Below are 15,396 nucleotides of genomic sequence, written 5' to 3'. Positions count from 1 at the left end.
AAGCTGCTCTTTGCGCAATACCCGTCGCCCCCAAAACGGAGGAGTCGGGACTTTTACTTCGCTTGGCATTTTAAGTTCATGAAACGGAGGGATGATGACGTCGACGATTTCTTTGGGTGCGCGTTCAATCATATCTCCGCCGAGGCGCGTATCGAGCCCGACACTGGGGTCTGTGTTGTATTTTTCGATGCGGCTCATGGCGATAACCCCGTCAAAGGCATCGCGGCAGTAAAAGATCGCCCCCTTGTAGATCGGCCGGCAAAAATCGTCCACAAAACTGCGGGTCAGGGCCGCACCGCCGAGGAGAACGGGGATCGTGATCCCCTTTGCCGCCATGGTTTCGAGATTCTCTTTCATCACCTGGGTCGATTTAACGAGCAGTCCGGACATCCCGATGGCGTGGACCTCGCGTGTTTTTATGACGTCAAGATACTCTTCGAGTTCCGTTTTGATCCCGATATTGATCACTTTGAAACCGTTATTGGAGAGGATGATGTCGACCAGGTTTTTGCCCACGTCGTGAACGTCCCCTTTGACCGTACCGATGACAAGAGTCGTATCGGTCTCTTTCTCCTGTTTGGAGAGGTAGGGGTTGAGATAATCGACGGTCGTTTTCATCGTTTCGGCACTTTGCAGTACAAACGGCAGCTGCATTTTGCCCGATCCGAAAAGTTCACCGACGACTTTCATCGCATCGATCAGGATTTCATTGACGATTTTGTCGGGATTGATGTGCGCGCGCACCCGCTCAACCAACGGAATCATCCGCTCTTTGTCCCCGTCGAGGAGGAGTTTCGCGATTTTTTCTTCGTCACTCATCGCTTCGTAGGCTTCATCGTTTTTGGTGTTGTCGACCGTTTTATCGCTGAAGTGTTCGATAAATTTAAAGAGCGATTGGTCATCCGGGGTAAAGAGGAGCTCTTCACAGACAGCTTTGTCTTCGTCAGACATTTTAGAAAGGGGGACGATGTGCTTGACGTTGATGATGACGCTGGTCATTCCCGCTTCGATACAATGGTGCAAAAAGACGCTGTTCAAAAAGACGCGGGCATTGGCGCTGAGTCCGAAAGAGATATTCGAAAGTCCCAGCGTTGAACCGACGTTGGGATACTTGGCATGCAACTGACGGATCGCCTCCAGCGTCTGGATGGCGGCGTCGCGGTACTCCAGATCGCCGCTTCCCACCGTAAAGGTGAGCATGTCAAACATCAGATTGCGCGGATCGATCCCGTGGCGGTTTACGCACAGATCGTAGATGCGATCGGCGATCCGCATTTTGTCCTCGGTCGTTTTGGCCATTCCTTTTTCATCGATGACGAGACACACGAGTGCCGTTCCGAATTTTTTGGCGAGAGAACAAATAGCGTCGAGCCGTTCTTCCCCGTCTTCGAGGTTGACCGAGTTGATGATCGGTTTTCCCCCGATGCATTTGAGCGCCGCTTCCATCGTTCCCACCCGCGTCGCATCGGGCATCAGGGGAAGAGGGATTTTTTGGTTGTAGAGCCGCATGACGTGTTCCATATCGACGGCACCGTCACGTCCGGCAAATTCGACGTTGACATCGAGACAGTGGGCTCCGTCGCGCACCTGCGCCTGACCCACGCTGAGCGTCCCCTCGTAATCACTCGCGATGATGAGTTCTCGAAACGCTTTGGAGCCGGTCGCGTTGGAGCGCTCGCCGATCAGCAGCGGTGCGGGAGTCTGGATGAGCTCGACGCTGTTAAAGAGTGACGCAACGGAAGGAGGCATACTCCCCGCGGGTTTTTTGGGAACAATCGAGGAGACTTTGTTCGCCAGTGCGCGGATATGCTGTGGAGTCGTCCCACAGCACCCGCCGAGGAAACTCACCCCGTCGTAGTTTAGAAAATCGCATTGAAGCTGGGCAAATTCATCTGGTCCCATCGGGTAAAACGAATAGCCGCCCCGGTTTTGAGGCAGTCCCGCGTTGGCGTGGACCGAAATGGGTTTGCCCCATACCCGGGAGAGGGTTTTGACGTGTTTGGCGTACTGTTCGGGCCCCGTGCCGCAGTTGAATCCGAGGCTGAGGATATCGAAGGGTTCCAGGATCGTCGCGATGGTTGCCGCATCGGTACCGATGAGCATCGATCCGGCCAGCTCGATCGTGACCGAGACCATGATCGGCAGTTGGGCATTTCGTTCGCGGTTCGCCGCTTCGCACGCATGAAGCGCCGCTTTGATCTGCAGCGGGTCCTGACACGTTTCCAAAAGGAAAATATCGGCTCCTCCGTCGATCAGTCCGAGACAGCACTCCAGATATCCCTCATACATCTCGTCGTAATGGATGTGTCCCAGCGAGGGGAGTTTGGTTCCCGGCCCGATCGAAGCGAGGACGAAGCGAGGATGCTCGGGGGTGGAGAACTTTTCGCACTCACGCTTACACACCGCAGCCCCCGCACGGGCCAGTTCGTAGGAGCGGTGGCCGATCCCGTATTCGTCCAAAACCCATTTAAAAGCGCCGAAGGTATTGGTGGTAATCAAGTCCGCCCCGGCGGTGAGATAGGCGTGAAACACGGAACCCATAATCTCAGGAGCAGTGACGTTGAGCAGCTCGTTGCACCCTTCCAGCCCTTCCCATGCCTCCAGTGGTATCTTGTCGGCACGCTCCTGAAGCTGGGTTCCCATGGCGCCGTCGATGATGATAGGACGTTTGGAGATGGTTTCAAGGAGATAGTTTTTCACCGACATAAAGCGACCTTAAAAGATATATAGTTGGGCGATTTTATCCTAAAGGAGCATAAGCACTTATAAGGGTGGAAATATAATTCTTTAGATACACTTTGTCCATGAAAATATTAGCGTTGGTAATGCTGCTTTTATCGTCCGTTCTGTGGTCGGCAGAAAAAATAACCATGCAGCTTCCGTGGCTGCATCAGTTCCAGTTTGCCGGTTATTATGTCGCCAAAGAAAAAGGATACTATGCCGATGCGGGGCTGGATGTTTCCATTCTTGACGCCAAAAGCGCGCAGCATTCGTTTCAGGCCGTGATGGGCGGAAAAGCTCAGTACGGAGTGGGACGTTCCTCGTTGATCGTTAATTATGCTTCGGGCGCCCCCGTCGTATTGATGGCCGCGATTTTCCAATCTTCTCCGATGGTACTGTTGACCCGAAAAGATGCCAATATCCAAACCGCCAAAGAACTGAAGCACAAACGGGTGATGCTGACGCCGGACACGATCGAGGGGGCGGAGATGCAGGCGATGCTTCGCAGTGCCGGGCTGCATTCGACCGATCTGAATTTACAGACCCATTCGTATGACCCAAAATCGCTGGCTCGGAATGAGACCGATGCGATGGTCGCCTATCTTTCGAACGAACCGTTCGTCCTCCAGAAAATGGGGGTAGAAACCCGTCCGATCGATCCCAAAGAATACGGGTTTGATTATTACAGCGATATTTTATTCACCACGCAAGAAGAGATTGCCAACCATCCGCAGCGGGCCGATGCGTTTTACGATGCGTCGATGCGGGGCTGGCTATGGGCATTTGAACATATCGAAGAGACGGCAGAACTGATACATCGCCATTATAACCCTCAGGGAAAATCGCTAGAAGCGTTGATTTATGAAGGCCGCGTACTTAAAGAGCTTGCCTTCCGTCCGAATGTGAATTTCGGATCGATCGATCCGATGCGTTTGGAAATGATCGCGCAAGGGTATCGGCTGATGGGGGTTGTCAAGTCGGTTCCGCCGTTCGGGCCGCTTTTGTATAAACAAAGCGCCCTGCATCTGACCGCCAAAGAAAGAGCATGGCTGAAAGCGCATCCGGTCATACGGGTAGGGATCGATCATGAATGGCCGCCGATCGAATCGGTCGATGATAACGGACGGCATTTCGGGATAAGCGCGTCGTATCTAGCCCTTCTTGAAAAGAGACTCGGGGTTCGGTTTGAAGTCGACTACAGCCGTCGTTACTGGAGCGATTCGATGCAGGCGATACGTAATAACGAGCTTGACATGCTCTCCTGTGCCGCCATTACGGACAAACGTCAGGATAACCTTGTATTCAGCCGTCCCTATCTTAAACAGACGATGGTGATCGTGGCCGATTCGAAAGTCGGATTTGTCAACGATTTGAACGATTTGAACGGAAAAAAGGTCGCGGTTGTCCGATCCTACGCGACCGAGGAGATCTTGCGCGACCACTACCCGAAGATTATCCCCGTTATGGCCGATTCGGCATTGGAAGCGTTGAACAAGGTAGCCTCGGGCGAAGCCTATGCGTGTGTGGAAGGGCTGGGGGTTGTCAGCTACCTGATCGAGCGCCACGGTATCAAACATCTTAAAGTGGTCGGTGAGACACCGTATCAGTATGAACTTGGATTTGCATTTCGCAAGGATTGGGAGATGCTCGGATCAATCAGCAACAAGGTCTTGGGCTCGATCACTCCCGCCGAATACGAGGAGATTCACGGCCGATGGCTCGCAATGGATCAGGGCCGCTCCGTCAATTACCGGGTAGTATGGTGGATCGTCGGGTTTATGGCCGTGCTGTTTATCCTCATAGCGTATAAAAACCGCCGTCTCGATGTGCTGGTCCGAAAACGGACGGACGAGCTTGAAATGTTTAATCAACGGCTTCAAGAAGAGATCGAGAAAGCGGTTGAGAAAAACCGCAAGCAGGAAAAACTGTTGATGCAGCAGGCTAAAATGGCCGAGATCGGGTCAATGCTCGAGTCGATCGCCCATCAGTGGCGTCAACCGCTCAATATACTTGGGCTGTCCATGACCAGACTAAGCCTTAACTGCTCGCTGGATACATCAAGCGATGCCCGAAAAGTCATCGATATTGCCGAAGCCCAGATTCAATACATGTCTCAGACGATTGATGATTTCCGGAATTTCTTTAAACAAGACCGCAGCCGTATTCCGGTCAACATTAATGCTCTGGTGAACGATGTCGAGGCATTGCTCGGGCCGCTGCTGATCCGTAAAAAAATCATCATTGAACGCCAGATCGCCCCGGAAACGGAAGTCCTTGTTTATCCCAATGAACTCAAGCAGGTACTGATCAATATCATCAATAATGCGCGCGAAGCGATCGAACAGCATCGCGGAAAAGAGCGCAAAATCATGATCCGCTGTGTCAGTGACGAGCATTATTGCACGATCAGTATCGAAGATACGGGCGGAGGAATTCCTCCCGCTATCGCCGATAAGATTTTCGATCCCTATTTTACGACCAAATTCGAAGCTCAGGGGACGGGAATCGGATTGTATATGGCTAAAACCATTATTGAAAAGCATTTTCTCGGAAAACTCAGCGTTTACAATGCTTCGGCAGGAGCATGTTTCGAGATTCGGCTTAACCGTTCATTTCAAAGCGGTTCCGACACGTTATCTCAAAACAATGCCGGTCCTGTTCGTACCGATACGCAATCGTAAAGCTGTGAGCGTCGAGAATCGACTTGACGATGTAAAGCCCCAGCCCGAAGCTTTCGGGATTGGAACGGCTGTGAAAAAACGGCTCGCTCAAGGAGGCGAGAGAGCAGTTGTGTTCCCACGGTTCGCCACGGTTTGAAAAAACGAGAACATCGCCGTTTTGGTGAATGCGGGCGGTATGATCGGGGCTGTATTTGAGTGCGTTGTCGATCAGGTTTTTGAAAACGCTGACGAGCGCATCGGCATCGGCATAAATCAAATGGCCGTCAAACGAGGTTTCGACGGCATCATCCTGCAGAAAAAGAAGGCTGGCTGCTTTTTCTACAAGCTTTTTCGGATCGCAGGGTTCGATGTGCGGCTTGAGAGCGCCGGAGGTAATCTCCAGTATCGATTTTTCTTCCCCTTTTTTCAGAAACGGCAGTGCCAGTTTGCCTACGGTAATCGGTGTTTTGAGTTCGTGCATAATGTTGCGCAGAAATAACTGCCGCGCTTCAATTAGCGATTGATTTTGGCGCATCGCATTATCAAGCGCGGTACTGACCAGACCGATCTCATCTTTTCGGCTCGTACGAATCGGAGGATAACGACCGGTTAGACCGTATTCCTGAATGGAACGGATCAATCGGACCAACGGGAAAAGTGCGCGGATAATGAGAAGGTAAAAGAGCAGCAACGCCGTCAAAACCGTCACGAAAACCGCTTCGGGCCACACCGGACGGTAGGCGGCGTCTGCTTTGACAAGCAGCATCGGCGGCTTTGCGCGAGTGAGATAAACATACAGATGATTCCGGTCTTTGAGAATCTGAATGATCCCTTCTTTGAGCGAGTCTTGTATCTCGGGTGGATAGGTATCGGGAATACCCGTAAAGGCCTGATGCAACGTTGCGATCACATCGGAGCGGGGGAAAATGACATCGTAGCCGTTTTGGCGGAGAAACTCTTTTCGGGTTTCGCTCGGATAGATAATGCTTTTGCGCAGCAAGGAGAGCATCGTTTGTGCTTCGGCGCGCAGCCGGCGTTCATGCTCTTCGTCGAGTTTTTGATGGATGGCGTAAAAACCGATTCCGGCACCGATGAAGATGACAATAAACAAAAGGGTGATTTTCAGAAAAACACTATGTTTCACGCTTCATCCTGTAAAACGGTATCCGCTGCCGCGTACCGAATGGATATAACGGGGTGTTTTTGGATCCGTTTCGATTTTTTGACGCAGTCGGCTGATAATGACGTCAATGGTACGAACGGAACTCTCCCAGGAGATAGATTCGGTATTGCCGGATAAAAAATCCCGGCTGAGAGTTTGATTGGGATGGAGGATGAACAAGACGAGTATCTCGTATTCGGCACGGGTAAGCGAGAGTGCGGAGCCGTTGTGCAGGATCCTTTGTTCATCCTGATTGAGGGTAAAACGGATCGATTTTTCTGACAGGACAGGCCGGTACCGTCTCAAAACGCTTTTGATTCGTGCAATCAGCTCACGCGGTTCGTACGGCTTTGGAAGATAATCGTCAGCACCGTAACCCAAAGCAATGACTTTATCGTTAATATCGCTGCGGGCGCTGGAGATAATGATCGGAACGTCGGTACGGGTACGGATGATTTCGCATAATTCCAATCCGTCCATTTGAGGAAGGGTCAAATCCAAAATAATAAAATCGAATCGGTCTGTGGATAATAGACTTAACGCGGCTTCCGGGGTCGTGACGGCATTGAGTGCGATACCATAGGTTTTGAGAAAATTAACCAAGAGAGTCGTGATGTCAGGATCATCTTCGATCATTAACGCATAGAGCATGATGCTCCTTTAAACGGTATAAGGTATTGCGTATTATGACGCACGGATGTTAATAAACCGAGCATAAAGGTAAATAAGAAGTGTCGTGATTCAATGATAAAGCAAGATTATAAGGAAGAAAGCGGATTGCTCGTAAGAGCAAAGAGAAATATTAGTCAACCATCCAGCTGGAACGTTTGGATCGGCGCAGTTTTTTGAGCAGCATTTTGTCAAATGGCGTCATTTTTTCCATTGTTGTATCTCCTTTTCAAAATATAACGGTATCGTACCGGTAAAAGATTACCGGACGATAACGGTTTTGACGAAACAAGACATTGTAGAGCAATACATATATAAAATATTCAAATAGATGATTAAAAAATAATCATCTTAAAAATTTTAGCCAACAGGATTTCTTTACTTGTCAGACAGAACTAAAAACGGATAATCGCAGAAAAAGGCGGAGGATTCCCGGATGGAAAAAGCATTATTGGGCGGAGGATGTTTTTGGTGCATCGAAGCGGTATATAATCGCCTCAAAGGGGTTGAGATAGCTATCAGCGGTTATGCGGGGGGTGCACGGAAAAATCCGAGCTACGAGCAGGTATGCACTGGCGCGACGGGACACGCGGAGGTTGTCGAAATCACGTTTGATCCGGCTATCGTCACCTATGAAGAGATTCTGGAAATATTCTGGGCTATTCATGATCCGACAACGCTAAATGCTCAGGGGGCAGATAGGGGGACGCAGTACCGCTCGGTCATCTATTATTACGATGAGGTGCAGCACGAAAAAGCGCTTGCGTCGATCGCTCAAGCGCAATCGCAGTGGCGTGATCCTATAGTGACGGAACTCTCGCTAGCCCCTGAGTTTTATCCGGCAGAGAATTACCATCAAAACTATTTCAATGAGCATCCGACGCAAGGGTATTGCCATGTTGTTATTGCACCGAAAATAGAGAAGTTTATGAAAAAATTCGAGGATAAAGCAAAATAGTTAAACGAAAAGGGGCGGAAATTCCGATAGGGGAGATTCCCGCATGTGCGGGAAATAAGGGACTCTTATTTGCAGAGTTCCACTTCGATACGGCGGTTTTCCGCACGTCCTTCTTTGGTTTTATTGGTAGCGACAGGCATTTTTTCACCTGCACCTTCGGCAGTCAAACGATTGGCGTCTATACCTTGATCGATCAGCATTGCTTTGACTTTTTCAGCTCGTCTTTCAGAGAGCTTTTGATTGTATTTATCCGAACCGGTACTGTCCGTGTGGCCGACAATGGAAGCTTTGTAGGCAGGGCTTTCTTTCAGGAAGTCGGCGAAAGCATTGACTTTGGCCGTTCCCTCGGCATCAACCGCATTTGAATCGGTTGCAAAGTTCAGACGAAGCGTCGCTTTAACCGGGCATCCGTCGACATCGACCTTGAATCCGGCCGGTGTGTTCGGACATTTGTCCATGTCATCGAAGACACCGTCTTTATCGCTGTCTACCGGAGCGGCAACAACAGGTTTAGGCTCAGGTTTCGGTTCCGGCTTAGGTTCGGGTTTAGGCTCAGGCGCAGGGATTACGACCGGAGCCGCTTTTTCATCAAAACTGAACGTCAAACCGACCAGAGCAGCGACGTTATGTACTTCGCCGTTACTGCCATCAATCCCGTTGCGATTCAGTTTGTACATATACAGACCCTCAAGTTTGAGCGCAAGCTGCTTGGTCAAATCGGCTTTCATACCAAGCCCCGCATCCAGTAAAAACCCGTCGTAATCATTCGGATGGGTATTGGTATACCATTCATACCCCATACCTGCTTTGGCAAAAGGAGTAATGCCCGTAAAGCCGTCCGCTTCGTACACGCCGTTTACCATCGTCGTCAATATGCCGGTTTTATCGGTTTGCCCTGCCGCACGGTCACGTCCGTACAGAACGGATATTTCCGGCTTGATAAGATCGCTGACATTGTTCATTTGCATTTCTATGCCGTACACGGTATGGTTGTCCACGCCGCCCATTGCACCGCCGTTATTAATGTTTTTTTCATCGGAGGTACTGTTCCAAAGATAACCTACGACCGGGCTAATCTCGTAATTGTAGTCAGAGGCTCCGGCCAAGGTGGCCGCAACCAATGCGGAAAGTGCGATTTTCTTCATGATCAAACTCCTTCATTCATGTGGTAAAACAGTATATCACATAATCTTAATTGAAACGTGTGAATGGAGAGTTAACCGTTTTGTTTAATGTTATCGAACTCGTTTTGCATGGCGTTCAGCATTTCCGCTATTTCGCGTCCCAGTTGCATTTCGGCCTGATCAATACGCTCAAGATGCGTTTTTTTGAGGGCTTCGAGTTTGGTAAGGGTCGCTTGAAAAAGTTCCTGATCATCGGTCAGAAGGACGATTTCTTCTTTCGGAGCCCATTTTCGTTTGATCGCACCGTCTTGATGAAATTCAAAAATGATGTTTTGGCTGGCAGCCGAGCTGATGTATCGTGGAACGGTGTAGGCAAGATAGTGCTTCTTGGGATTCCCGTGATGACGTTGAATAACATAGTGCATTTGTCCATAATAGCATAAATCAAATTTTATCTCTCTTTGTGATAGAGTATGAAATTCAATTCGATGAGGAACAGGGATGGGACATACCTACCAATTGGCGATAATCGGTGCAGGACCGGCGGGAATAGCGACGGCGGTCGAGAGTTATGTGCTTGGAATGCGCGACATTATATTGCTTGAAAAAGATGAAAATCACAATGCGACGATCCGAAAGTTTTACAAAGAGAGCAAGCGGGTCGATAAAGACTGGAAAGGGCAGAAGGTCGAACTTGACGGTACGATTTATTTTATGGACGGTACCAAAGAAAGTACCCTCGATTTTTTCGATCAGTTGCTGGATAATGACGTGCTGGAATTGCGGACTCATACGGAAGTTCAAAAGATCGTCAAGCAAGAAGATGCGCTTGAAGTGTTCATAGCCGGAGGGAGCATTCGCGCGCGATACGTTGTCGTAACGATCGGGCGGATGGGAAAACCGAACAAGCCCGATTACAAAATTCCCCCGTCCATCAAGAATCAGATCCATTTCACCCTCGACGCCTGCGGAGCGGGCGAAAAAATCATGGTAGTCGGCGGCGGCGATTCGGCAATCGAATACGCGGTTGAGCTGTGCGGCAGAAACGATGTGACGATCTGTTATCGCCGCGGTACGTTTCGTCGGGCCAATCCGACCAACCAAGCCGATATCGAACGGGTCGTGAACAACGGTTCCGTCCGCGCATTGCTGAATACCGAAATCGTCGAGCTTGAAAGCGAAAGCGGAAAAGTCAAGACGATTTTTTCAGACGGATCAAGCGAAATATTCGACCGTATCGTCTATGCGATCGGCGGTACGACGCCGAGCGGCTTTTTGCAAAGCAGCGGGATAAGAGAAGAAGACGGTAAGCCCGTACATGATGAGAACTACCAGACGAACGTGCCCGGGCTTTTCGTTGCGGGAGACATCACGCAAGAATCAGGCGGTTCGATCGCGCTGGGGTTAAACCACGGGTTCGCTATCGCGAACTATGTCAAGACTCTTTCAGAATAGGAGTGTCTTTATGGCTGAGCGGACCATCGGCACTGAAAAGGATCAGCTCGACGGAAGTTCGGAGATACTCGGAGGTGACGAGCGGCGAGAAGTTTTCATCCTGAAAGGCCGCAATTTTGGCATTATGGATGATGTCGTCAAGTAACGATCGGCTTGTGCTAACGCTTTTGGCACTCCCGCGGATGTCGTTTCCGAGATAAAGATTAATTTGGGTCGCGATGTGTTCGCCTAAAACGGGGTACTGATCGAGCAGTTCGGCCCGATCGATCATCTTTTCAGCCCGCAAAACTTCTTCGATTGAGTGGCGGGCAATGGTGAGCAGCACCGATTGTGACACGGAACACTTCCTCCCCGTTGAGATAGCTTTGGCCTATTATAGCTTATTTATCCTCGGGGGAGGTAGCGATCTCGAATCCGAGGCTTTTGAGCATCATCAGATCAGCATGGGCATCGCGCCCGGCAGTCGTGAGGTAGTCGCCGATGACGATGCTGTTGGCCCCCGCTTCAAAAATCTCGTGCTGGCGTTCTTTGAAGGTGATTTCGCGTCCTCCGGCGATCATGATACGTTCCGCCTTATCCAGAATGGTACGCGCCAGGGTGATGAGTTCCAGTGATTCCTCAACCGAGAGGGGGCTTGGGTTGAGCGGAAGCGCCGGATTGTGATGGTAAAAATTCAGCGGCACGGAGACGGGATTAAGCTCTTTGAGCGACTGCAGCATGCTGATACGGTCTTCGTGCGTCTCTCCCATACCGAAAATCCCCCCGCTGATGAGTTTTAGACCCACGGCATTGACGTTTTCGCATGTCTCGTAACGCTCATCCCACGGATGGGTCGTGCAGATTTGGGGATAAAACTCGCGGCTAGTTTCCAGATTATGGTTATAGGCTGCCACCCCTGCGCGTTGAAGCTCGCGCAGCTGTTCGACCGATGCGGTGCCGTTGCAGGCGATTAACCGCAGCCGAGGTACTTCGCGTTTAAGAGTCGATGCGACGTTACACACGAAGTCCAGGGTTTTGTCGTCCAACCCTTTTTGGGCGGTGACGAGACAGAACCCGAGTGCGCCGAGCGCTTCGAGACGGCGTGCTTCGTCCAGGATTTGGTCCATAGGCTTTTGTTTGTAGCGTTCGATATCGGCTTTGTATTTGACGCTTTGGCTGCAGAATTTGCAGTCTTCGTTACAGGTACCGCTGTTGATATTGCAGATGGAGCACAGGAATATTTTTTTCATGGATCACGATCTTTCAAAAGTGTAATGGCGTTCTTCAAACGTATCGCTTCCCACGGCGCGGGAATAGTGGGTAACATTGAGCAACGTCTCGGTGATTTCGAGCATCGCCCCGCTGGAGAAAGGTTTGTCACGGGCGCATGCTTCTCCGGGATTGAGAAAAAGGGTACGATTTTTGAAATCGCATTCGAACACATGAGTATGCCCGAAAACGATAATTTCCGCATCTGAGGACATATAAAACGGCAGATGCATCAGTTTGAAAGTTGCCCCGCCGAGTTTAAAATAGTGCGGCTCCTGAACGAGATTGTACCGGTCATGGTATTCGATCAGTTTTGCGTCGTTGTTGCCGTAGACGGCGACGTAGCGCAATCCGCTGTTTTTGAGCTGTTCAAGGATTTCGGGCTTGACGATATCGCCTGCATGGATCAAAAATTCCGCTCCCACTGAGACGAGGTGATCAATCAGGCGTTGCGAACGCCCTTTTTTGTTGTGGGTATCGGACAAAAGGCCGATTTTCATTCACCACTCTCTTCTTCTATCGGTGTACGATTTTTGCACTTGACACACTCGTATACTTCTTTGTTCCGGTAAGTGCGGCGTGCCAGTGCGCCGTCGCATCCTTCGAGTTCGCATTTTTTCTCGCTCGGCTCGAATTTGGAAATGAATTTGCATTTCGGATAGTGCTCGCACCCCCAGAAAGCGCCTCGGCGTGATTGGCGCCAGATCAGTTTGCCGCCGCAGTCCGGGCAGGGGATGGCCGAAATTTTTTGCTCGGCAAGGGTTTTGGTGTTTTTGCATTTCGGGTAGGCACTGCAGGCGAGGAACTTGCCGTTACGGCCGTTTTTGATCACCATCGGTGCGCCGCATTTGTCGCATACTTCTTCGCTGACTTCATCGGAAGCAGTGCCCGCATCCTCTTTTTTATTCTCTTCGGTCTGTTCGGTGTATTTGCATTTGGGGAAACCGCTGCAGGCGATGAATTCGCCGTAGCGTCCCGAGCGCAGCAGCAGTTCGCTGCCGCACTGCGGACAGTTGCGTCCGAGAGGTTTGGCCATTTTGAGGCTTTCGATGGACGTTTTGCCCAATTCGATTTTTTCGATGAACGGATAGTAAAAATCCAGAAGGATCTTATGCCATGATTTTCCGGCATCGCTGATTTCATCAAGCGTCTCTTCCATGTTGGCGGTAAACGAGGCATCGACGATCTCTTCGAAATGTTTCTCTAACAGTTCGGTTACGGTGAACGCAATATCGGTCGGGATGATGGCGCGTTTGTCGATCATAATGTAATCGCGTGCTTGAAGCGTCGAGATGGTCGGTGCGTACGTTGAAGGACGTCCGATCCCCTCGGCTTCGAGTTTTTTGATCAGACTCGCTTCGGAATAGCGTGAAGGCGGCTCGGTGAAGTGCTGTTCGGTGGTAATGCTTTGGACATCGATCGCATCGCCGCTGACGAGAGTCGGAAGGAGCTTGTCTTTATCATCGCTTCCCGCTACGCGGTAAAATCCGTCAAACAGGAGTTTGCGGCCCGTTGCTCGGAATTGCGCTTTTGCGGATTCGAACGTGATGCTTTGTTGTTCGAAGCGGGCATCGTTCATTTGACACGCTAAAAAGCGGTTGTAAATCAGGCGGTAGAGCTTGATTTCGTCAGGTTTGAGATAAGTGGCTGCCACATCAGGGGTAAACGTAAGCATCGTCGGTCGGATAGCTTCGTGGGCTTCCTGCGCTCCCTTGGCCTTTTTGACGTAGACTTTCGCTTTTTCGGGAAGATACGCTTTGCCGTAGCGCTCCAAGATCACCTCGCGTGCCCCGTCGACCGCTTCGGCAGCCAGATTGAGCGAGTCCGTACGCATATAGGTAATGACCCCGCTGGTTCCTTCGGGGGTTTTGACCCCTTCGTACAACGCCTGTGCGATCATCATCGTTTTCTTCGGCGAGAATCCCAACTGCGAAGAGGCAGCCTGCTGCAGCGTCGAGGTCATAAACGGAGGAGGGGTGGAACTTTTACGCTCTTTGGTCTCGATCTCGCCGACTTTGAACGCTTCGCCTTTGATCGTTTGGACGATCCGCGCAGCATCATCGCCTGTTTTAATCGTCAGTTTGTCGATCTTTTCCCCTTCGAAAAGAGACAGCGTTGCTTCGATGTCGGGGTTGAACACCGTGTCGATGCTCCAGTACTCTTCGGGAACAAAAGCACGAATCTCGCGTTCTCTGTCAACGACGATTTTAAGCGTCGAAGACTGAACCCGTCCGGCGGAGAGCCCTTTTTGGATTTTCGATGCCAGCAGAGGAGAGAGCTTATAGCCCACGATACGGTCCAGCAGACGGCGGGCCTGCTGGGCGTTAACACGGTCCATATCGATGGTGCGCGGAGTCTCTAATGCGTGAGTGATCGCTGTTTTGGTGATCTCATGAAAGACGATTCTCGGCAGGGACTCTGGGTCTTTGTCGATGGCGTGGGCGATGTGCCAGCCGATTGCTTCTCCTTCGCGGTCCTCATCGGTCGCGATATAGATCGTATCGCTTTTTTTCGCGAGTTCCTGAATTTGTTTGACCGTAGCGGTGCTGTCTTCGCTGATCCGGTATTCAGGGATCAGGGTTTCCTGATCAATTTTAATTCCGAAGCGGTTTTTCGGCAAGTCACGAATGTGTCCTTTGGAAGCGATTACTTCGTACTCTTTGGAGAGAAAGTTTTTAATGGTCTTGGCTTTGGCCGGAGACTCGACGATGATGAGTTTCAAATAGTCAATCCTATATATATGGATAATGTTGCCGATAAATTTCGAAAGTGTAACAAAAAAATTTGTAAAACCGCTAAAGTTTTTTTTTCAAGGCCCGATATAGTGTATAGCAGCAAGGACGCTGAAAACAAACAGGGCCGAAGGGTTCTGACGATAAAGGATATATCATGGGTTTCAGAATTAACACAAATATTGCAGCGATGAATGCGCACATGTTTGCACAAAAGACAAATGCGGGTCTCGATAAAAGCTTGGCGAGTCTGAGTTCAGGTCTTCGTATTAACAAAGCGGCGGACGATGCATCAGGTATGTCGATTGCAGACAGCTTGCGTCAGCAGGCACAGGGTCTTGGTCAGGCTATTCGTAATGCGAATGACGGGGTCGGGGTCGTACAGACTGCAGACGGTGCGTTGGATGAATATACCAATATCATTAACACGATTCGTACGAAAGCGATTCAAGCGGCGTCAGACGGACAAAGCACCGATTCACGTGCGGCGATTCAGTCAGACATCGATCGTTTGCTGGAAGAAGCGCAGAACATTGCGTCAACGACATCATTCAACGGTTTGACACTTTTGAACGGCGGTTTCCAGAATAAAGCGTTCCACATCGGTGCGTATTCAGGTGAAACGGTCAAGATCAATATTGACGATGCGCAAATCGCAAGTGTCGGT

At 50.4% G+C, this 15,396-nt stretch carries 12 protein-coding genes and 1 pseudogene; 4 read left to right on the top strand and 9 right to left on the bottom strand.

What is annotated here, in order from left to right:
- Positions 1-2,706, bottom strand: a 2,706-nt coding sequence (locus JU82_RS06645) for a homocysteine S-methyltransferase family protein (RefSeq protein WP_037948424.1), incomplete at its 3' end; no start/stop codon positions are given.
- Positions 2,707-2,825: 119 nt separating this feature from the next.
- Here JU82_RS06645 and JU82_RS06640 point away from each other — a divergent pair.
- Positions 2,826-5,402 (top strand): ABC transporter substrate-binding protein, encoded by a 2,577-nt coding sequence (locus tag JU82_RS06640; protein ID WP_294892418.1) that lies wholly within the window; start codon positions 2,826-2,828, stop codon positions 5,400-5,402.
- Here JU82_RS06640 and JU82_RS06635 read toward each other — a convergent pair.
- Entirely contained in the window at positions 5,323-6,525 is a 1,203-nt protein-coding gene (locus JU82_RS06635) for an ATP-binding protein (protein WP_037948420.1), read from the bottom strand. The two genes, JU82_RS06640 and JU82_RS06635, sit on opposite strands and share 80 nt — an antisense overlap.
- A 3-nt stretch (positions 6,526-6,528) precedes the next feature.
- Positions 6,529-7,194, bottom strand: a complete 666-nt coding sequence (locus JU82_RS06630; protein WP_037948418.1) for a response regulator transcription factor — start codon at positions 7,192-7,194, stop codon at positions 6,529-6,531.
- Positions 7,195-7,648: 454 nt separating this feature from the next.
- On the opposite strand from JU82_RS06630, the gene msrA reads away from it, so the two are divergent.
- The gene (msrA, locus tag JU82_RS06625) at positions 7,649-8,170 is read left to right on the top strand and encodes a peptide-methionine (S)-S-oxide reductase MsrA (protein WP_037948416.1); all 522 of its coding nucleotides are present in this window, start codon (positions 7,649-7,651) and stop codon (positions 8,168-8,170) included.
- Between the two features lie 65 nt (positions 8,171-8,235).
- Here msrA and JU82_RS06620 read toward each other — a convergent pair whose 3' ends face one another.
- Together JU82_RS06620 and JU82_RS06615 are read right to left on the bottom strand one after the other, a co-directional pair.
- Positions 8,236-9,315 carry an OmpA family protein gene (locus tag JU82_RS06620; RefSeq protein WP_037948414.1) on the bottom strand — a complete coding sequence of 360 codons (1,080 nt, stop codon included), beginning with the start codon at positions 9,313-9,315 and terminating at the stop codon, positions 8,236-8,238.
- A gap of 71 nt (positions 9,316-9,386) precedes the next feature.
- Positions 9,387-9,719, bottom strand: coding sequence for a hypothetical protein (locus tag JU82_RS06615; protein WP_037948411.1), 333 nt, complete (start codon positions 9,717-9,719; stop codon positions 9,387-9,389).
- A gap of 76 nt (positions 9,720-9,795) precedes the next feature.
- Here JU82_RS06615 and JU82_RS06610 point away from each other — a divergent pair, with 76 nt between their 5' ends.
- Complete coding sequence (locus JU82_RS06610) at positions 9,796-10,749, top strand: NAD(P)-binding domain-containing protein (protein ID WP_037948408.1); 954 nt, start codon at positions 9,796-9,798, stop codon at positions 10,747-10,749.
- Here the strand turns inward: JU82_RS06610 and JU82_RS06605 are convergent.
- From JU82_RS06605 to topA, 4 genes are read right to left on the bottom strand one after another with little or no spacing between them, the layout of a single operon-like run.
- Positions 10,730-11,086, bottom strand: coding sequence for an AMMECR1 domain-containing protein (locus JU82_RS06605; RefSeq protein WP_037948405.1), 357 nt, complete (start codon positions 11,084-11,086; stop codon positions 10,730-10,732). The two genes, JU82_RS06610 and JU82_RS06605, sit on opposite strands and share 20 nt — an antisense overlap.
- A 43-nt stretch (positions 11,087-11,129) precedes the next feature.
- Entirely contained in the window at positions 11,130-11,978 is an 849-nt protein-coding gene (locus tag JU82_RS06600; protein WP_037948403.1) for a biotin synthase, read from the bottom strand.
- A 3-nt stretch (positions 11,979-11,981) separates the two neighbouring features.
- Positions 11,982-12,497, bottom strand: a complete 516-nt coding sequence (locus JU82_RS06595) for a metallophosphoesterase family protein (protein ID WP_037948400.1) — start codon at positions 12,495-12,497, stop codon at positions 11,982-11,984.
- Entirely contained in the window at positions 12,494-14,719 is a 2,226-nt protein-coding gene (gene topA, locus JU82_RS06590) for a type I DNA topoisomerase (RefSeq protein WP_037948397.1), read from the bottom strand. The genes JU82_RS06595 and topA overlap by 4 nt, the downstream gene beginning before the upstream one ends.
- 167 nt (positions 14,720-14,886) lie before the next feature.
- Between topA and JU82_RS06585 the strand changes: the two are divergent.
- Positions 14,887-15,396, top strand: a pseudogene (locus JU82_RS06585) (flagellin B); the annotation flags it as partial.

The sequence above is a fragment of the Sulfuricurvum sp. MLSB genome (genome assembly GCF_000747095.1).
Taxonomy (GTDB): domain Bacteria; phylum Campylobacterota; class Campylobacteria; order Campylobacterales; family Sulfurimonadaceae; genus Sulfuricurvum.
This window is presented reverse-complemented; position numbering and strand designations above follow the sequence as displayed.